Consider the following 17730-nt stretch of genomic DNA (forward strand, 5'->3'; position numbering starts at 1 on the left):
ATATCATAAGAAACCTTACATAAAATCCCAAATTTTATTATACCCCCTGCCAGAATTTATCTCCATGAAGATTGACCTCCATGTGCATTCCGTATATTCCCGGGATTCCAGTATGAGAATCGAGAAGATAATAGGGCACGCAAAAGCCAAGGGCTTGGATGGAGTGGCGATAACAGACCACGGCACAGCGCGGGGCGGTCTGGAGGCAAAGAAGCTCGCCAGCGAGGACTTTGTGGTTATCGCTGGCGCTGAGATAAGAACCGACCGCGGCGAGGTTCTGGGCTACTTCCTCCAGGATGAGATTAGGTCCACGGAGTTTTTTGAGGTGGTAGATGAGATACGCTCCCAGGGGGGTATGGTGGCTGTGCCTCACCCCTTCGACCCCTTCCGCATCTACCGCCTCCGCGGACTGAGCGAGCTTTACACCTACTTAGACGCCATGGAGGTTTTCAACTCCCGGTGTGCAATGCGGGGCTCAAATCGCAGGGCACTCCGCTTTGCAGTTGAGCACGGACTCAAGTTCACCGCTGGCAGCGACGCCCATACCTTTGCTGAGATAGGCAGTGCGGGCGTCGTGGTGGAGAGCATCGAGGACATACCAAAGGGCAGGGTTGAGGTCTTCGGCACGCCGGCTGGCTTCTTTGAGCTTATAAAAACAAAGATTTATAAAACCCTGGGGAGAAGGGGATAGCATGAGCGAGGAGCTTAAGCGTATCGCCGCCGAGAGCGCGGCGCAGGAGGTGCGCGACGGCGATGTCGTCGGCCTTGGCACGGGTTCGACGACCTACTATGCGATTCGCGCCCTCGGTGCAAGGGTGCGCGACGAGGGTTTGAGCATAAAGGCGATACCCACCAGTGTGGATACGCGCATCCACGCCCTTGAGTTTGGAATACCCATAACCACCTTTGAGGAGTTTGAGCAGGTGGACATTGCAATAGACGGCGCGGATCAGATAGGTAAGAAGCTTGCGCTGATTAAGGGCGGCGGCGGTGCGCTCTTTCGCGAGAAGGTGGTGGCGAGCAATGCCAGGCGCTTCATAGTTATAGCGGACAGAAGTAAGCTTACCCAGAGCCTGAGCATGCCGGTCCCGGTGGAGGTTCTCCCCTTCGCATGGCGCGTGGCCGAGAGGGCGTTGATAAACCTGGGCGCAAAGGCCGTGGCCATGCGCAGGGCCAAAGGCAAGGTTGGTCCTATAATAACCGACAATGGAAATTACATCCTGGATGCCGACTTCGGAGAAATTCCTGAGCCAGAGAAGCTTGAGGCAGAGATAAACAGGATAGTGGGGGTGCTTGAAAATGGCCTTTTTCCCTGCGGCATGGTCAGCGAGGTTTATCTGGGAACAAGACGGGGAGTTGAGGTTTTAAGACCTTAACTCCTCAAGCAGCTCCTCAAACTCTGCAAGGTGCCACTCTTCCTCGCGGAGGATATGCTGCAGCTTTTCCTTTACCTTTTCATTGTCTATCGCGGCGATGTGCTCCCTGTACATTGCTATTGCTTCCCTCTCAAGCTCCACGACCCTGCGCACAAAGTCCGCTGGGGTACTGCCCCCGAAGTTCAGCTCCCTGTGTGTCATCGCAGGTTTACCGCCCAGCTCCACTATGAGTCCCGCCAGCCAGTCGGCATGCCTCATCTCATCCAGGGCAATCTCCTCTATTTCGTGTCCTGCCTTGCAGGAGCCGCCGAGCGCCACTGTGGCGTTGCGCATGTACACCAGAATTGCCTCAATTTCGCCGCTCAAATCCTGATTCAGAAGTTCAATCACTTTATCCATAATTTTTCCTCCCTTAAGTGCTGTACCTTTTTAGTCTGGTGATTAATCTATAGATACTGGTTTAAGTAGCTTACTCAGCTATGGCAGGTTAAAGCATGGCATGAGGAAATTATTTATTGTTTGCAGGAGAATATATATAGAGGGAGGTGAAGGGAAGTGACTGAAAGTTTAGTTACTAGAGAGAAGAGGGAGATAGAGTCGAGAAGCGACTCTGAGAAAACCATTGACCTGGCAAACCTGGAGATGTTTGAGATTGCAAGGAAGGCGGGCATGGAGACTGCCTTTGACCGCGTTGTTAAGCAGGAGCCCAAGTGCCCCTACTGTTTCTCTGGATTGAGCTGCAGGAACTGTGCCATGGGACCTTGCAGAATCACCAGCAAGGCAGACCGCGGTGTCTGCGGCGCCACTGGCGATGTGATGGTGGCGCGCGGATTGCTGAGGAATACCCTGGGTGGCACCGCTTCGCATGTGGACCATGCACGGCATGTGGCGCTTGCGCTGCTCCACACCGCAAGAGGGGAGGCACCCTACCAGATTAAGGACGAGGCGAAGCTCCGCAGTATCGCTTCTATGCTGGGCATAGCCAACGCCGAGAGCATGGAGGTCAGCAAGCTCGCCGAGGAGGTGGCACTGCGCGCCCTGGAAGAGATAGGGGCCACCCACGCCAATGGTGGTGCATGGCTGAGGATGCACTCAACACAGGAGCGCCTTGAGACCTGGAGTAAGCTTGGTGTCCTGCCAGAAGGTGGAATGCTTCCTATACTCGAGGGGATGCACCGCACCAGCATGGGCAACGATGCGGACCCGGTTAACCTTATCCTGGGGTGCATAAGGGCAGGCCTTGCAGACGGCTTCTACGGGCTGCACATGAGCACTGACCTGCAGGATGTGCTCTTCGGCACGCCCAAACCCAAATTCAGCGAGGCTGGAATGGGTGTTTTAGAGGGGGACTACATAAACATCGCCTGCCATGGGCATGTGCCGATACTAAGCGAAAAGATAGTCGAGGCGGCGGAGGCCCTGGAAGAGGAAGCGAAAAAGGCAGGTGCCAAGGGGATAAACGTTGTCGGCATATGCTGTACTGGCAATGAAATTCTGGAAAGGCAGGGCATCCCTCAGGTGGGCAATGAGCTAAACTCTGAGCTCGTCATCGCCACAGGCGCGCTGGATGCCATGGTTGTGGACTATCAGTGCATATTTCCGGCGCTGGTGCCAGCGGCGCAGTGCTTCCACACCAAGATAATAACCACCGCACCCATAGTGAAGATTCCCGGGGCAGAGCACATAGAGTTTGATGAGCGCCGGGCGGACGAGGTTGCGAGGAAGATTGTGAGCAGGGCAATAGAGAACTTCAAGCAGAGGGACTCAAGCAGGGTGCACATCCCGAGCTTTAAGACTGAACTCCTCGCTGGCTTCAGTGTTGAGGCCCTGCTCGAGGTGCTCTCTAAGATAAACAGCGAGGACCCGCTTGCTCCACTTGTGGACAGCATAGCGAAGGGCGATATTAAAGGCGCAGTTGCTATAGTCGGGTGCAACAATCCGCGGGTGCCCCATGACCTTATGCACGTAGAGCTTGCAAAGGAGCTGGTGAAGCGCGACATTCTTGTGCTCGCCACCGGATGCGCGGCGCATGCCCATGCAAAAGCAGGGCTCATGAAGCCGGAGGGGTACAGGTTGGCGGGCGAGCGCCTTCAGGGCGTGCTCAAGGTACTTGGGGAGGCTGCTGGCATGGAGGCTCTCCCGCCGGTGCTGCACTTCGGCTCCTGTGTTGACAACTCCCGGATAAACCAGCTCCTCAAGGCGCTGGCAGAGAAGCTCGGCGTGGCGATAAAGGACCTGCCCGTGGCGGCGAGTGCACCTGAGTACAACACTGAGAAGGCGCTGAGCATAGGCACCTGGGCAGTCGCCTTGGGCGTGACAACGCATGTGAATCCACTGCCGCGCGTCATGGGTAGCGAGGTTGTTACCAACCTCCTCACAAAGGATGCGGAAGCGCTCTTGGGTGCGAAGTTCATCCACAGCCCTGACCCCAAGGAGAGCGCCGACATGATAGAGGAGATTATCCTGGAGAAGCGCAGAAAGCTGGGTTTGCCAGCTTAACCTCTCTCTTTTTTAATTTTCTGGCGATACCCGTGTTCAAACTCTTTATCGTAGAGCCTGGACCTCCTGCACTCTTTCAGGAAATCTCCCACCAGAATCAGTGCTGTGCGCTCTATGCCCTGCTCCCTGACCCTTTCCGCAATATCGCCCAGCCTGCCGCGAATCACCTTTTCATCCTTCCAGGAGGCACGGTATACCACCGCCGCGGGGGTGTCTTCGGCGTAGCCCTGGAGGAGCTTTTTAACCACCTCATCTATGTGGGAGGCACTGAGGAATATGACCATGCTGGCACGGTGCTTCGCAAGCTTTGCCAAATCCTCCTTCCCGGGCACAGGGGTGCGTCCTGAAATGCGGGTTAATATGACTGTCTGACTCACCTCAGGCACTGTGTACTCCACGCTCAGGGTTGAGGCCGCAGCAAGAAAGGAACTCACCCCCGGCACAACCTCACAATCTATGCCACGAGCGCGCAGCTCGCGAATCTGCTCGCTGATGGCCCCGTAGATGCTGGGGTCTCCGCTGTGGAGGCGCACCACCCGCCTGCCCTCCTTTGCAGCGCTCTCCATCACCTCGATAATCTCCTCAAGGGTCATGCGGGCGCTGTTGTAGAGCCTGGCATGGGCGGCGAATTTGAGCACTTCCGGGTTGATCAGCGAGCCCGCGTACACCACCACATCAGCACCTTCGAGGAGCCTCCTCGCCTTAAGCGTAAGAAGCTCGGGGTCCCCCGGGCCAGAGCCAACGAAGTAGACCTTCACCTGCGAAGCCCCCTTATAAGAATCATGGAGAGGTAGTCCACCTCCCTGCCCTTAAGCGATTCCAGGTCGCTGGAGAAGAAGGCTCTGCTCCCGCACTGCGCCACAAACACCGCATTCTCGCTCAGCCCAGCGCGGGCAATCCTCTCTGCAATAGCCTCAAAGCTCCGCGAGACCTTCATCAGTACCAGGGTGTCGAAGTTCTCTGCGAGAAGCTCGAGGTTCTCAAGGCCGTACGCCGCAGGCACCACGGCGAGGCGTTCGCCTCCCGAGACAAGGGCAACGCCCAGATTGGCGGCGCACGCTGTTAGAGATGTAACCCCAGGCACAACCTCAATCTCCACCTCAGGGTGTGCTGCCTTTATCCTGTCCATGACGTAGGCGAAGGTGGAGTAGAACACGGGGTCGCCTATTGTGACAAAGGCGACATCCTCGCCCTTTGCCAGCTCATCATATATCGCGTCGCCTGCCTCCTGCCATGCCTTTTCCAGAACTTCGCGCTTCTTTGTCATTGGAAAATGGGGCCGGAGAACCCTGAAGTCGCGCTTAACCGCCTTCTCCACAATCTCCAGGGCCCTGCCGCCCCTGCCGGAGTCAGGAGCGCACACCGCACCGGCCCGCTCAAGCACCCTCCTGGCTTTAATTGTCATGAGCTCTGGGTCACCGGGTCCAACACCAACGCCGTAGAGCTTTCCAGCCATGCTTAAAGAAGTTCCTCCTGCCTTTATATCCCTTTTCATAGGGGGCCAGGGGGTCGTGAAAAAGAGGTAGTGCTCTGGTAGGGTAGCCTGAGCCACTATAAAAGTCTACATAATTTCTTTATCGCTTTAATAATAACGTAGGTTTATGATGCAGTGTGAGATTTGTATAATAATTTTTATAGATTAATAAAGATTCCATAATATATACTAATTGATTAAGGAAAGTATAAAATTGCTGGAAAGTTGAGAAAAGCATTTTTAAATTCCTTTTTGTTTATTATCCATTTTTTAATTTACAATGGCCTTACCACATGTTTTAAGTCAGTTATTATTTCTTTTTTATTCTTTTTAAGGTCCATTTTCATTAAATCTACAAATTTAGCATGAATTTTCAGCTCTCGTGGCATATCACAATTTGCGTAACACTCATATTTTTTGTATAGAGGGATAGTTATTGGCTCTTTGCTGGTTTCTGAATAATTATAAGGCTTTGGATAGAGGAGAACGATTTCCGGACACTTTGCTGCTATACCATAAGCTATCATCTGATATATGTCATGATTTGACGGTTTAATCTTCTCTTTGTAGTCAATTTTATATTTAGTGTCTATTATCATGTGGATTTTATCATTTTTTAATATAACAATATCTGCCTTTGGCACAATGTTTCCATTTTTATCCAATTTACCGATATTATACTGTAACTTAATCTGATAATCCTTCAATCCAATATCCTTTTTATGCTTCTTTATTATTCTGCCTATAAACTCTTCAAATAACTTGTTCATATCAAAAACTATCCCCCCATATTCAAATCTGCCTGAACTTAAATCCACAGAAAAGTTTCTTATGAACATAAAACACTTATCTACAACTGGTTTAAAGTGTAGATTTAGCCTGTTGAAGTGGATTTTATCCTTGAGATATGGCAGAATTACCCTATCGCTCACATCATCAAAGATGAATAGAAGCTGATCTATTTTTCTATGATTTTCATAGCTTCTAGATACCACTTTGAGGATTCTAAGAGTGTATTTTATCGTCTGATTGATTAGATTGTCTTGAGTTAGCTCATCAAACTCGCAGTAGGCAAGAGGAAGATTTCTGACAGCGTTGCTCTTTATGTGCTGGGCTAAGAGTAGTTTTCCCCTTACCGTTGAGAGATTCTCTTCAACGGTAATATACTCTCTAAAAATTGATGATTGCAATATATTCTCAAGCTCTGCTAAAAACATTGTTATATATATCTCAAGTATATCACCCTTTTTGAATAAAGATTCTGAAGTTTCTCCAATTCTCAAATCCATTGTGTACTGAAGCATGAAATGTAGATTTCTTAGAGCTTCATTTACTTTGTTTTCATCTTCCCCCTTACGTCTGTATAATTTTGGGAGTATCTGGATTCTCTTGTTGCCAACCTGAAGCACACCAACATAATGGTAAGTTCTTAGTTTATCTCCATGAAGCACCGTTATGATGTCGGTATCAGCCTTCAGCAGTTTTTTGAGTTTGTCATTTATTTCTATTAATTTGCCTTTCTCTTTATCTGATAATTCATTTGATTTATCCAGTTTTATATCCTGTTCATACTCAAATATGATTATTGTTTTGTTCATATGTCTGTTCTCCAGTGTTATCAGACATATACCTGCTTTAGTATCTCAATTAATTCCTCAGCAGTTTCTACATTTTTTATCTCATAACGCCTGATGTCTTCTAGTTCTCCCTCATTTTCAAATGGATTATCTATTTCTGTAATGAGTTCATCTCCAGCTTCGCCGAGAACCTTCTTAATCTTTTCATAATCGTTGTAGAAATACTCCTGGAGGAGAGGTATTATCTCATTGAACCAGATTCTGTGGAGGTTCTGCTTCCATAGGTCGGGGTCATCCACATAATCTCCGCTCTCATCCCTGAAGATGTTCAGGAAGTAGGCGTGCCCAATCTGCTTTTCTCTGTCGGCAAGGAAGGTTATCCGCTTGTTCATGGCTTTGAGAAGCTCTGAGATATCAAGACCATTTAATCCGCTTCTTGCGGCATCTTCAGTTATCTTTCCGTCAGATGCTTTTTCTAAAATTTCATAGAATCTCTCGGCTTCAGGCGGAATCTCGATAAACCCAAACCTTCTCCTGAGAGCTATGTCTACCAGAGCTATTGACCTGTCAGCGGTGTTCATGGTGCCTATGATGTACAGGTTAGGCGGGACCCCAAACTTCTCCTTTGAGTAGGGGAGGGTTACAATGGTCTGATGCTTGCTACCTATCCTCTTGTCGGGCTCTAGAAGGGTTATTAACTCGCCGAAGATCTTTGATATGTTACCCCTGTTTATTTCGTCAATTATTAAGACGTATTTTTTAATGCTATTGTTTTCCATTGCTTCCCGTACCTTTTCAATATGTTCTTCACCAAATCCTCCTCCATCTTTACCAAAATACTCTGTCCATGTATCCTCTATCCCATTCTTAGATTTAACAGAAATACCTGCCGATTTGCAGAGGTCGTAGAATGCCCTCTTACAGATTCGCTTGAATACACCATCTTCCAGCTTGAATTTTCCATCATCTGTAGGTCGGTAGCCCTCAACAAACTCCTCATAGCTGTAGGTTGGGTGGAAGGTTACGAACTCTATTCTCCCCTCTTCTTTAAGCTTCAGGAATTTTTCTTCAGAATACTCCATTATGTTTGCCTCCTCCGAGATGAAAATTGTAGCAGATTTTCTCGCCTTGTAAGTTTTGCCTGTACCAGGGGAACCGTAGAGGATGATCTGTTTTTTGGTGATGAGTAAATTATGGAAATATTTGTTACCAGCATTGGATTCTAAATTTATCTTTTGCTTTTTAATCATGGCTTCTACAATTTCAAAGTCTTTACCTCTTTCAAGTGGCATTACAGTTCCGCTCCTCCAGCGTTTTATTTTCTGAATCTTGTATCCTTTATCTATATCAGTAGTATATATCCAATTCACGTCACGTAAATGGCATATTTTATAATTTAATTGGTGATGCTGCGGAATTTTATCGGGGTCAAAATAATAATCGCTGATAATAATGCCAATACCAACTATTTCTTTAATACCTTTGTTGGCAATAATAATATCATATTTTTTCATTTCCTTGTAAAAATTCCAAACTTGACTACAATTGTTTCCTATTTTAGACCTATATATCTCTTTAAAATATTCTTTAAGATCATTATAATCTTCAAATTTATTTAAATCTCCAAGATCGCACCAGCCAATACCAATAACCCCATTTTTTCTACAGTCTTCCCAATAAAGAGCTTCATGGCCAGGTGAAACTTTCCAATATTGAATTTCTTCTCCCATCCCTTAAACCTCCTCCAATTCTATAAACTTTACAGCAATCTCACTTGCTCTGTAGGTTTTCCCTGTGCCAGGTGGTCCATAGAGGATTATTTGCTTTTTGATTTTTAGAGATTCACCGAAAAAGTTCTCTGCAGACTCGCTATCAGAGTCGCTCAGGAATCCAGGAAGTTTGCCTGTCCTGTAGAAATCTATCATCTGTTTAACCTTTTGCTCCTGTACTTGTGAGTAGTACTTTTCAAGTATATCCAGAGCCCCTCTGTTGGATATCCACTTTTCAACGCGATAATGTCCATTCCACTCAACGATTTGCTCATCAAATGGAATTGGCTCCCCAGTGATCCAGGTTTTAAGATTTTCATCATCGTTAGTATCAGTAATAAATATTACTCCAGAAAAATATTGTTTTCTATCTGCTGGATGCCTAGTAACCAGAAACAGGCACCTATATTTAACAACATTCTTTGATTTTATATTACGCAGATAGTGTTCACCATCGCTAAAAGCCCATGAGCTGATACATCCATTTTCATATTCATTCAAGCATCTTTCTGCCTCATTACATGTTACATTATTTCTCTTCTGTTCTTCGGTACATGCATCAAGATGCCTGTTTGGACTGTAGTTCAGGCCACTTATTACTATATTCTCCTTATTCTCTAGATTTACAGGATGTATCTCTCTGTTGATCATCTAATTCATCCTCATTATTTTCTATTAGATTAACAGCAAGTTTTCTAGCGTTGTAGTCTTTCCTGTGCCAATTAAAGTATTTATTTCCCAATCTCCTCTTAGTATCCACAACAGTTTTGTAAAATCACTCATAGTAATACGTTTGTATGTAAAAAATAAGTATATAAGCATTTCTATCGTAATCGAATTTTTCATTCTAAAGCTTAACCACATAAGATGCATTTACCGCCTACTTTACGATTTTCCTCAACTTTATCTAAAACTTCTCTCTCAACTCCCTCTACCCACCAGCTCAGCAACTCATAAACCCGTTGCATAACCCAATCTTCCACTTGAAACATAAAAGCGTAAAAAGCGAGTAAAATTTCGTACCTATCCCCCAGTGGCATATGAAAGGGAGGGACATTCCCTCCCCTGCCATGCTCCGGTCGGGATTCGAACCCGAGTCGCAGGATCGAGAGTCCCGCATGATTGGCCGGGCTACACTACCGGAGCAAATCGAATATATTGCCCGCTTTCACTTGGTAAATATTTCTTGAAGGGGCAATGTGCGCAATCGCCGGAGGTTTCTCAGCCAGTGCTGCTGGAATGCTTGAACTTCTGAAGCATCGGGGTAGCGATGGGTATGGCATTTTCGCGGGGGATGAGCTCTGCCTTGTCCACGCTCTGCATGCCACCCACTCCAGGGATGCCCAGCCGGTGGCGGGGTGCTCGGGTCTGGTCCTTGCCGCCAATGGCGAGGTCTACAACCACCGCAAACTCAGGGAAAGGCTGGCGTCGCATGATTTTAAAACGCGAAGCGACTGTGAGGCGATACTGCATGCGGTGGAAGAGCACTACAGCGGCAATCTCCTGGAGGCTGTGGCGGAGGCTCTCTCCATGCTGGACGGCGAGTTCGCCTTTGCGGTAAGCGACGGTGCTGCAATAGTCCTCGCTCGCGATTTTGCTGGAACAAAGCCGGTGTACTTCTCAGGGCGAAACTTTGCCTCAGAGAAGAAGGCGCTCTGGGCAATGGGGGAGGAAGCCTCAAGCTTAAATCCTGGGGAGGTTGTCTCCCTGACAAAGCGCGGCGTTGGGCGTCTGGGCGTGAAGAGGTGCTCAATTCGCAGTGTCGCTGAGCCGGAGGCTGAGCTTGCAGATGCCCTGGTGAGCGCCGTCAAAAAGAGAGCAGAGCACATTGAGCGTTTCGGGATACTGTTCTCTGGCGGTGTGGACAGCTCCCTAATCGCATGCATATGCGCAAACCTGGGCTATGAGCCCAGACTTTATGCAGTCGCCCTGCCAGGGTCACTGGACTGGAAGAGGCTGAGAATAGAAAAATTTCTCGGCCTGGAGGTTGTGCTCGAAGAGATAAGCCATGAGGATGTGGAGGCCGCAGTCGAGCGCGTGCTCTATGCTATTGAGGAGTCCGATGCCCTGAAGCTGAGCATCGCCATGCCCATTTACCTGGCGGCGGAGCTGGCGAAGGCTAACGGAGAGAAGGTGCTCCTCACAGGACAGGGGAGCGATGAGCTCTTCGCTGGCTATGCCAGGTATGCTGCGCTGGGCAGGGAGGAGCTTCGCAGAGAGCTGCGCAGGGACTTTGAGCGTCTCTACAGTGTGAACCTGGAGCGGGACGACAAGGCGGCCATGGCGGCGCAGATAGAGCTTCTCCACCCCTATCTGGACCGCCGTGTGGTGGAGGTGGCCCTCTCCCTACCGCCAGAGCTGAAGATTGCCAATGGAACGCGCAAGTACATCCTGAGAAAAGCTGCCAGGAGGCTCGGGCTCCCGGAAGACATAGCAATGCGGGAGAAGAAGGCTGTGCAGTACTCCACAGGCGTTGCAAAGGCGCTGAAAAAGCTTGCCCGTGCAGAGGGGAAAAGCCCGGGGGAGTACGTTGGGAAGCGCTTCTCTGAGCTTTTTTCTACCTCCTGAGCCTGAAGTAAACCCCGCCCTCTTCCCTTCTCAGCCCAACCCAGCCCTTCTCCTTCATTTCGAGCAGGCGCCTTGCCACGAAGGTCCTGCTCTCGCCTGTGATTTTTGCTATCTCCTCTATGCTGAGCTCCTTGGGGTAGACGCTCTCAAGGATGTCCAGGATGAGCTTATCTCCTCTTCGCATTTTATCACCAGTTGTCCAGGCGGAGTTGGTGCCTCGTAGCCTTTGGCTTCTTCGCCTGTTTGTTAAAGATTATCTCTCCGTACTTGCCCCCGCCTCCCTCTATTATCTCAAAGTCCTGCACCCTGAAGCGGCGTATGAGCTCGGCTATTGCTTCGCCCCCGACCTTGGCAATCTCCCCTATCTCCACATCCACGAGTACGCGTATCTCACTCCCGAAGGCCACCACAAGGCTGCGCCACAGATTCTGAACGCGGGCTGAGTAGACGTTGCTCACCGTCAGAGCTTGCGCGATTATCTCGGCCAGGGGGGCGATTCTCAGATACGGGGGGCGGTGCTCCGGGTGGTGAGGCTCCGTCCAGGTGGCGATTTCGCGTATCCTGTCGCGCACACCCTTCTTGATTCTTCCCCCGCAGTGGATGCACCTCCACTTTAGCCTTGTGGCCTCCTCAAGCTCATAGTGGGTGTAGCACTTTATGCATGCGGTGCGGTGGTACTTGCCCAGGCGGGGGTCAAAGCCCACATTCAGCACAACGCCGTTACCCTTCTGGCGAAGGAGGGCGCGCTTTATCTCAGTGAAGCTTATCTCTCTTAGCCTGAACCTGTTGAACTCTCTGCCCAGCTTGCTGGGCCAGGGCGAGTGGGCGTCGCTATTTGAGAGGAGGGTTATGTTCTGGAGCTCGGCTATGGTGTCGGCCAGCTCTGTGTCTGCACTCAGTCCCAGCTCCAGGAAGGCTATTTTGGCATTGCCATAGCATTCTTGCAGCGAGTCATACTCCTTGTATATGCTCGTCCAGGGTACAAAGGCATGAGAGGGTCCAATGAGGCCGCCCACGTCGTTGACCGTGTCGGCGATCTCCTCGCCCTTAAGCATCAGATGAGGCCTGCCGTCTCTTTCCATGTCCACCGAGTACTTTCTGAACCTGTCCCTCAGCTCCTCTGCGGTGGAGAGGGAGGGCAGGAATATCAGGTGGTGAACCCTTCTTGCATCTTCCACCTCCAGTGTTAGAAGGAAGTGCGTGTCCCCGGCGAGGAATATACCCTCCGCCACCTCCTCCAGGGAGCGGATCTCCTCCAGCCAGGCAGGGTGGAGGGCATCTCCTGTTCCCACCAGATGCAGACCCTTGAGGGGGGCCTGCTCCGCTATGATGGCTATTCGCATATTGTTGGAGGTTGCACCGGAGTAGCGGCTGTGGATGTGGAGGTCAGCATTTATCTCCAAAACATCACCGAAATTAGTTTCGCAGGTGAATACTTAAAGTCTTTGTATGACAAAAGATTCATATTGCAGCAGAGATTATTGATTATGTCAGGAGGATTAAGTGTGAGAAGGTTTATATCCCTCATTTTAATGTTAGCGCTTTTTCCTGTCGCCTTCGCAGAACAGACTGTTCAGGGCTCTGGGATTATAATGGGCATTGAGGCAGAGTACGATTTTAAGAGTCCCGAGCACAGTATAGTTACAATCACCTATAAATTTGTGAACCCTGAGAAGGAGCCCATTCCCCTGGAGTATGCCTCCAGCTTCACATTCTCTCGCGAGGGTTCAAGGGTAATTGAGGTGTACGATGTTCCCAAGGGGGGTGTCCAGTACAGGCTGACAGAGGATAAGAGAGGGGTTACATTCTTTTTTGGACGCACCTTCGCTCCGGGTGAGGAGTATGAGGTAAAGATAAAGCTGGATGTTCCGGATGCCACTGAGAGGGGGGATGGGGTTTGGAAGTTCAAGGATATCGAGGGCAACTTCTTTGAGTGGCCCATCAACGGCATACGCGTTTCCTTTCTCCTGCCTGAGAGCCTGTTTAAAAGCTACAAGATAGTGAGGCTGGACCCCGGGGCGGAGCTTATATATGAGGGTCAGAGGAAGGGTGCAGTCTGGGAGCGCAGGATTCTCTACCCCGGGGAGAGCTACCTCACTACAGCGGATTTCACAGTTGCCTGGAACATCCATGCGATTGTTTTAACCCTCATACTTGCAGCCCTCCTTGGTGCGGTTGGATATTTCTTTTATTCGGGTGGGCGCAGCAGGATAGTTATTCGAAGGGGTTTTATAAAGACATTGCCAGGCCACCCGGGAGAGAGCGATATAATAAGCAAGTTGGAGGAGTCCATCAGGAGTGCCAAGCATGAGGTGGCTATAACCTCGCCCTGGATATTCTATGTGGACTGGTTTACTTCGAGCATAAAGCAGGTCGCAGACCGCGGGGTGAAGGTGAGAATAATAACCTGGCCCTGGTATGAGCGCAGAAAGGTGGGCAATAAGTGGGAGTACATTGAGAATCGAAGGCAGAGCTTCGCGCTGGAGAGGTTTCTGGATATGTTCCCCCCCGGCACTGTGAAGCTGAATGAGAATGTGCACTCCAAGCTTATAATTGTGGACGGAAAGGAGGTGATTGCCTCCTCGGCGAACCTGACGCAGACCGGCTTCTGGGAGAACTACGAGGCAGGTATCTGGATAGAGGATGAGGAGATTGCAAAGGCGGCGATGGAGTATTTCGAGAAGGTTTGGAACTCCAAGCACAGCGTCACCCTCACGAGGGAGTTTATGAGGGAGAGGAGGGGCTGAGTGTAGCGTGAGGAGGGTTGGTAGGAGGTGGTGCTCCGGTACGCCTGAGCCTAGAAGTCTGTTTTAGTTGACAACTCTCCTCCTGGTTCAGCATCGAAGGTTTTATTTCGTGTAAAAAAAATCAAGCTTATTTCACGTAGGTAAGTCTATACGTTCTCTTTTCTCAACCGAAAGTTTTATTATGTAGCAAAAATATTTAGAGGACCGAGGAGGTTTTCTTGAATGATTGTAGAAATATTTGTTTTAGTGGTTGGGGCAATTATATTATTTGCTTTTTTGATTAGAGGGTGGAATCATTTACCAGATAGGGAAGAGCGGTTAGAATTACCTCCCGATTATGAGAAAGAGATACTTGTTGATATGTCTGGTTCTTCGGATTCAGAGAGGTCTTCTTCAGATTCCTCTCCACGGTCAAGCGCAGGGGGGACTTCTAAAAAACTGAAGTATCCAAAATGTCATGAAAAAAATTGTAAGGTTTGTTTCTATGTCGATATGGGAAATGGAGGAACTTCATCAGGTCATTCGTGGGTTACTTTAGAATGTAATGGTTTTAAAGCTGGCTATGGCTTTTATCCAAATGGGGGGAATCCCATCAGTACCCAAGGAATAATGATGGATGATTCTACACGCATTTGGCATTACAGGATATGTTATCCAATTACGACAAAACAAAAAAATGCAATTATTAAAACAGTGAAAGCTTGGACGAAATATACATATAGAGTTTTATCTCAAAACTGCACAGATTTCATAGAAGATGTAGCTGCAGCGGCGGGTCTTAAATTGCCACCTACATCGGATTTTGGGATTTCAAGGCCCAACCGCTTTGCATCAAGTCTTAAGGGAATACTAAAAAGTGGTAAAAAAACGTTTCATGGAGGCACAGTAGAAAAAAATCCAAAAAACCCTCCACCTAAATAGATAGCAATATTGCATTACCATTATGCTTCTTTTGTGGGTATATTACCCGCCTTTGGGGTTTTAAAGCTCCAAAGACTTTTGCAGTGCTAAGGGATGCCCCAGTTGGGACTCTTCCATTGTGGTTACCCATCTCGCGAAGCGATAGGGTGAACAAAGGGAGGGACATTCCCTCCCCTGCCATGCTCCGGTCGGGATTCGAACCCGAGTCGCCGGCTCGAAAGGCCGGCATGATTGGCCGGGCTACACTACCGGAGCTTTAAAATAAGTTACCATAAAGGCAAGATTTACAATGGAAAAGGTTGCTGTAACGCTGGCGGGGAAGGCGCCCTTATATGGTTCGGAAGGGGTGATAGGGGCGGGGAAGGCCCCTATATGACGGACTCGGCGGGATTTGAACCCGCGATCTTCGGCTTAGAAGGCCGACGCCTTGTCCAGGCTAGGCTACGAGTCCACAGAACCTCCTGCAAATAAGTTAGGGTTGCTGGAGGTTACTAGAGAGGGATTAGAGTGCTGTTGAAAAGAATTATTAAACATTTTCCCTTCGGAAACTACCAGCACTCAAACGCAGATGCGCTGAAGTAGAAGGTAACCTCCCTGAACTCGCTGCTTGCCTCGTACTTTGAAGCCCTGCATATGTTCACCAGGCTGAGCTTCAGCCGCGCCACAAGCATTTCCCGCTCCTCGGGCTCTTCATGGGAGAAGATGCCCACCCTGCGCAAGCCCACATTCTTCTCCAGTATCTGGGCAAGCACACCCTCTGCACCCGGCACAAGGTCCTCGAGGCTGTGATGTGTGAGAAACACCAGGTCGCCAACCTTCGCCCGCGAGGCAGCGAGCACATTCTGAGAGCTTCGCAGTTCGATGGTTTTAACTCCATGCTCCACCAGCTCATCTATAATGCGTCGAGAGATTCCTGTTAAACCGTAGACCTTCATGCTCACCACCTAATAGAACATGGGAAGCTCACGTACCTCCTGCTGCTTGAGCTTGCGGGTCTGCTTCGCCAGCTCCTCCATCTTTGCCTCTATCGCCTCCGCCTCATGGATGAGGGGCTCCACATCTATCTCGAAGCCCTGCAGACGGTTGAGTACCCTTATGAGCTCTGCAGCCCCCCTGGGGTCTGGATTCATCCCTGGCGTCTGGGCGAGCAGGCACAGTGCGGGTATGCTAACCTGGGCGCAGTCAAGCAGAAGCTGTCCCGGCATGCCGCTTATCACTCCCTCGCGGAGTATCTCCACATTCTGGCTCCTGAGGTAATCGGTCATCTCCTTCGTTGTGGCAACGCCGTAGACCGCCGGCTCCTTGAGGGGTGAGGGGATGCCTGCGAGGGTTATCACCCGCTCCGCCTTGACATTGGAAGCCCACTCTACTATCTTCTTGCTCAGGTCGTAAACAAGTGCAGGGGCGATGGGCACGTCGCTGTACAGAAGCGCTACCCTGCCCTTTGTGTAAATCCGGAAGGGATGCTGTGCAACGCCCTCGCGCAGCAGCGCCACCGGCGGCAAAAAGCGCGATTCCACGAAGCCGGCGAGCTCCATCTCCAGCCTGTCTATCATAAAACTGGTCGCTATCCCGCCCACCAGGCCGACACCGGGCAAACCCTCAATTACTATTGGCGATTCCTCAAGCTCCCTGAGAAGAGCAATCCTGACATCTTCTGTCATCTCCATCCCTATGATAATTAGAACCTGAGTTCATATAAATCTTTACACTCAGGTAAGTGCAGGAGGTAGTCTGCCGGGATAACATAACCCGCAAGGTCGAATACGCGCGGCACGCGGGCAATTATCGCCATGTCGCTGGTGCAGATTATACCCCTGTTTGCAACAAGCTCTGCATCGGGTGTTCGCGAGGTTCTGGCTTCGATGTCCAGATCAACTTCACGCGCTCTGCCGTTTATACAGGAGCACAGCATGCCACTGAAGCTGACCATGGAATCGAAGATAAACCTAACCCTGGCCGGAGAAAGCTCGCCGAGAGCCTGGAAGATACCCTCAAGGGCGGTGTCGGTAACTCCGGTGTGCCTGTGCTTACCGTAGACACCGCTCACATCGCGCACAAACCCGTCATCGCAGGCGATACACGGTTTTCCGCGAAGCCAGCTTTCCACTGTTATGAGGACATTGTAGCCGTCCACCACGAGGGTCTGGCCTTTAACCTCCGCGGGGGTGAGCAGCTTTTTCCTGTGCATCTCCGCCTCTGCGCGGGGATAAACGCAGCGCAGCAGCAGGTTGCGCTCCTCCCTGCTGAGCCTGTATCTGTCTCCCACCACCTTCACCGCTGTAGTCCGCCTGTAGCCCCGCTCAAGCAGGTAGCGCAGGTCGCATATCGCATCTTTCACAGAGGTTAATTGGCGGTTATAAGAAAAGTATTTTATGGATGCAGTAAAAAGGTAGAAAGGGGTGTCTACCAGATGGCAACAATCATGGCTGTAGATGACGAAAAGGACATTCTTGTGCTTATTGAAAAAATCCTCACCAGGGAGGGGCACACAGTTATCACCGCCAGAGACGGAAAGGAGGCGCTGGAGAAGTTGAAGCGGGTGAAGCCGGATTTGGTCCTTCTGGACATAATGATGCCTAGGATGAGCGGATATCAGGTGTGCAAGATGATAAAGCAGAGCGATGAAACCAGCTCCATAACAGTTGCCATGCTGACAGTAAAGTCTGAAGATGAGGACAAGGTTCGTGCCCTTGAGAACAGCGGTGCAGACTGGTACTTCACCAAACCCATAGACATAGAGAGATTTGCAAGAAGCGTTGAATGGCTTCTTAAGAATCCCCCACCAAGAGGTTAACT

The 17730-nt window shown here is 49.8% G+C and carries 18 protein-coding genes and 3 tRNA genes; 7 read left to right on the top strand and 14 right to left on the bottom strand.

Annotated elements, in window-relative coordinates; all coding sequences use genetic code 11:
• Positions 1–64 precede the first annotated feature (64 nt).
• Complete coding sequence (locus ACXJJW_RS00625) at positions 65–691, top strand: PHP domain-containing protein (protein WP_456473783.1); 627 nt, start codon at positions 65–67, stop codon at positions 689–691.
• Between the two features lies 1 nt (position 692).
• On the top strand, positions 693–1376 hold the full coding sequence (rpiA, locus tag ACXJJW_RS00630; protein WP_456473784.1) for a ribose-5-phosphate isomerase RpiA: 684 nt from the start codon (positions 693–695) through the stop codon (positions 1374–1376).
• Here rpiA and ACXJJW_RS00635 read toward each other — a convergent pair.
• Positions 1365–1775, bottom strand: a complete 411-nt coding sequence (locus tag ACXJJW_RS00635; protein ID WP_456473785.1) for a ferritin-like domain-containing protein — start codon at positions 1773–1775, stop codon at positions 1365–1367. The genes rpiA and ACXJJW_RS00635 overlap by 12 nt on opposite strands.
• Positions 1776–1931: 156 nt before the next feature.
• On the opposite strand from ACXJJW_RS00635, the gene cooS reads away from it, so the two are divergent.
• A complete protein-coding gene (gene cooS, locus ACXJJW_RS00640) occupies positions 1932–3875 on the top strand; it encodes an anaerobic carbon-monoxide dehydrogenase catalytic subunit (protein WP_456473786.1) in 1944 nt (647 codons plus the stop codon).
• On the opposite strand, the gene cobM is transcribed toward cooS, so the two are convergent.
• The 6 genes from cobM to ACXJJW_RS00670 form a co-directional block, all read right to left on the bottom strand.
• On the bottom strand, positions 3872–4633 hold the full coding sequence (gene cobM / locus ACXJJW_RS00645; RefSeq protein WP_456473787.1) for a precorrin-4 C(11)-methyltransferase: 762 nt from the start codon (positions 4631–4633) through the stop codon (positions 3872–3874). The two genes, cooS and cobM, sit on opposite strands and share 4 nt — an antisense overlap.
• Positions 4630–5331: a precorrin-2 C(20)-methyltransferase gene (gene cobI, locus ACXJJW_RS00650; RefSeq protein WP_456473788.1), complete on the bottom strand. Its 702-nt coding sequence runs from the start codon at positions 5329–5331 to the stop codon at positions 4630–4632. The genes cobM and cobI overlap by 4 nt, the downstream gene beginning before the upstream one ends.
• Before the next feature lie 293 nt (positions 5332–5624).
• A complete protein-coding gene (locus ACXJJW_RS00655) occupies positions 5625–6947 on the bottom strand; it encodes an McrC family protein (RefSeq protein ID WP_456473789.1) in 1323 nt (440 codons plus the stop codon).
• Between the two features lie 20 nt (positions 6948–6967).
• On the bottom strand, positions 6968–8656 hold the full coding sequence (locus ACXJJW_RS00660; protein WP_456473790.1) for a DUF8426 domain-containing protein: 1689 nt from the start codon (positions 8654–8656) through the stop codon (positions 6968–6970).
• A 3-nt stretch (positions 8657–8659) separates the two neighbouring features.
• Positions 8660–9346, bottom strand: a complete 687-nt coding sequence (locus tag ACXJJW_RS00665; RefSeq protein ID WP_456473791.1) for a hypothetical protein — start codon at positions 9344–9346, stop codon at positions 8660–8662.
• Between the two features lie 420 nt (positions 9347–9766).
• A tRNA-Glu gene (locus ACXJJW_RS00670) sits at positions 9767–9841 on the bottom strand.
• 51 nt (positions 9842–9892) lie between these two features.
• Between ACXJJW_RS00670 and ACXJJW_RS00675 the strand changes: the two genes are divergently transcribed.
• Positions 9893–11263 (top strand): asparagine synthetase B family protein, encoded by a 1371-nt coding sequence (locus ACXJJW_RS00675; protein ID WP_456473792.1) that lies wholly within the window; start codon positions 9893–9895, stop codon positions 11261–11263.
• On the opposite strand, the gene ACXJJW_RS00680 is transcribed toward ACXJJW_RS00675, so the two are convergent.
• Positions 11253–11447 (bottom strand): hypothetical protein, encoded by a 195-nt coding sequence (locus ACXJJW_RS00680; RefSeq protein ID WP_456473793.1) that lies wholly within the window; start codon positions 11445–11447, stop codon positions 11253–11255. The two genes, ACXJJW_RS00675 and ACXJJW_RS00680, sit on opposite strands and share 11 nt — an antisense overlap.
• Before the next feature lie 4 nt (positions 11448–11451).
• Positions 11452–12666, bottom strand: a complete 1215-nt coding sequence (locus ACXJJW_RS00685; protein WP_456473794.1) for a TIGR00375 family protein — start codon at positions 12664–12666, stop codon at positions 11452–11454.
• 129 nt (positions 12667–12795) lie between these two features.
• On the opposite strand from ACXJJW_RS00685, the gene ACXJJW_RS00690 reads away from it, so the two are divergent.
• Both ACXJJW_RS00690 and ACXJJW_RS00695 read left to right on the top strand, forming a co-directional pair.
• Positions 12796–14010 carry a phospholipase D family protein gene (locus ACXJJW_RS00690; protein WP_456473795.1) on the top strand — a complete coding sequence of 405 codons (1215 nt, stop codon included), beginning with the start codon at positions 12796–12798 and terminating at the stop codon, positions 14008–14010.
• A gap of 222 nt (positions 14011–14232) precedes the next feature.
• Positions 14233–14931, top strand: coding sequence for a hypothetical protein (locus ACXJJW_RS00695; RefSeq protein WP_456473796.1), 699 nt, complete (start codon positions 14233–14235; stop codon positions 14929–14931).
• Between the two features lie 180 nt (positions 14932–15111).
• On the opposite strand, the gene ACXJJW_RS00700 is transcribed toward ACXJJW_RS00695, so the two are convergent.
• The 5 genes from ACXJJW_RS00700 to ACXJJW_RS00720 form a co-directional block, all read right to left on the bottom strand.
• Positions 15112–15186, bottom strand: a tRNA-Glu gene (locus ACXJJW_RS00700).
• Positions 15187–15307: 121 nt separating this feature from the next.
• Positions 15308–15382: transfer RNA gene (locus ACXJJW_RS00705), tRNA-Arg, on the bottom strand.
• 97 nt (positions 15383–15479) lie between these two features.
• Entirely contained in the window at positions 15480–15866 is a 387-nt protein-coding gene (locus ACXJJW_RS00710; RefSeq protein WP_456473797.1) for a DUF473 domain-containing protein, read from the bottom strand.
• 9 nt (positions 15867–15875) lie between these two features.
• Positions 15876–16601, bottom strand: a complete 726-nt coding sequence (locus ACXJJW_RS00715) for a proteasome assembly chaperone family protein (protein WP_456473798.1) — start codon at positions 16599–16601, stop codon at positions 15876–15878.
• 11 nt (positions 16602–16612) lie between these two features.
• Positions 16613–17272 (bottom strand): DUF434 domain-containing protein, encoded by a 660-nt coding sequence (locus tag ACXJJW_RS00720; RefSeq protein WP_456473799.1) that lies wholly within the window; start codon positions 17270–17272, stop codon positions 16613–16615.
• A gap of 72 nt (positions 17273–17344) precedes the next feature.
• Between ACXJJW_RS00720 and ACXJJW_RS00725 the strand changes: the two genes are divergently transcribed.
• On the top strand, positions 17345–17728 hold the full coding sequence (locus tag ACXJJW_RS00725) for a response regulator (RefSeq protein WP_456473800.1): 384 nt from the start codon (positions 17345–17347) through the stop codon (positions 17726–17728).
• The last annotated feature ends 2 nt before the right edge of the window (positions 17729–17730 follow it).

Source organism: Candidatus Pyrohabitans sp., assembly GCF_054014795.1.

Excerpts from the sequence above, each read along its gene's own strand:
- ACXJJW_RS00625 (WP_456473783.1), top strand. The coding sequence starts at position 65 with ATGAAGATTGACCTCCATGTGCATTCCGTATATTCCCGGGATTCCAGT.
- rpiA (WP_456473784.1), top strand. The coding sequence starts at position 693 with ATGAGCGAGGAGCTTAAGCGTATCGCCGCCGAGAGCGCGGCGCAGGAG.
- ACXJJW_RS00635 (WP_456473785.1), bottom strand. The coding sequence starts at position 1,775 with ATGGATAAAGTGATTGAACTTCTGAATCAGGATTTGAGCGGCGAAATT.
- cobI (WP_456473788.1), bottom strand. The coding sequence starts at position 5,331 with ATGGCTGGAAAGCTCTACGGCGTTGGTGTTGGACCCGGTGACCCAGAG.
- ACXJJW_RS00655 (WP_456473789.1), bottom strand. The coding sequence starts at position 6,947 with ATGAACAAAACAATAATCATATTTGAGTATGAACAGGATATAAAACTG.
- ACXJJW_RS00660 (WP_456473790.1), bottom strand. The coding sequence starts at position 8,656 with ATGGGAGAAGAAATTCAATATTGGAAAGTTTCACCTGGCCATGAAGCT.
- ACXJJW_RS00665 (WP_456473791.1), bottom strand. The coding sequence starts at position 9,346 with ATGATCAACAGAGAGATACATCCTGTAAATCTAGAGAATAAGGAGAAT.
- ACXJJW_RS00675 (WP_456473792.1), top strand. The coding sequence starts at position 9,893 with ATGTGCGCAATCGCCGGAGGTTTCTCAGCCAGTGCTGCTGGAATGCTT.
- ACXJJW_RS00680 (WP_456473793.1), bottom strand. The coding sequence starts at position 11,447 with ATGCGAAGAGGAGATAAGCTCATCCTGGACATCCTTGAGAGCGTCTAC.
- ACXJJW_RS00690 (WP_456473795.1), top strand. The coding sequence starts at position 12,796 with ATGTTAGCGCTTTTTCCTGTCGCCTTCGCAGAACAGACTGTTCAGGGC.
- ACXJJW_RS00695 (WP_456473796.1), top strand. The coding sequence starts at position 14,233 with ATGATTGTAGAAATATTTGTTTTAGTGGTTGGGGCAATTATATTATTT.
- ACXJJW_RS00710 (WP_456473797.1), bottom strand. The coding sequence starts at position 15,866 with ATGAAGGTCTACGGTTTAACAGGAATCTCTCGACGCATTATAGATGAG.
- ACXJJW_RS00715 (WP_456473798.1), bottom strand. The coding sequence starts at position 16,601 with ATGGAGATGACAGAAGATGTCAGGATTGCTCTTCTCAGGGAGCTTGAG.
- ACXJJW_RS00725 (WP_456473800.1), top strand. The coding sequence starts at position 17,345 with ATGGCAACAATCATGGCTGTAGATGACGAAAAGGACATTCTTGTGCTT.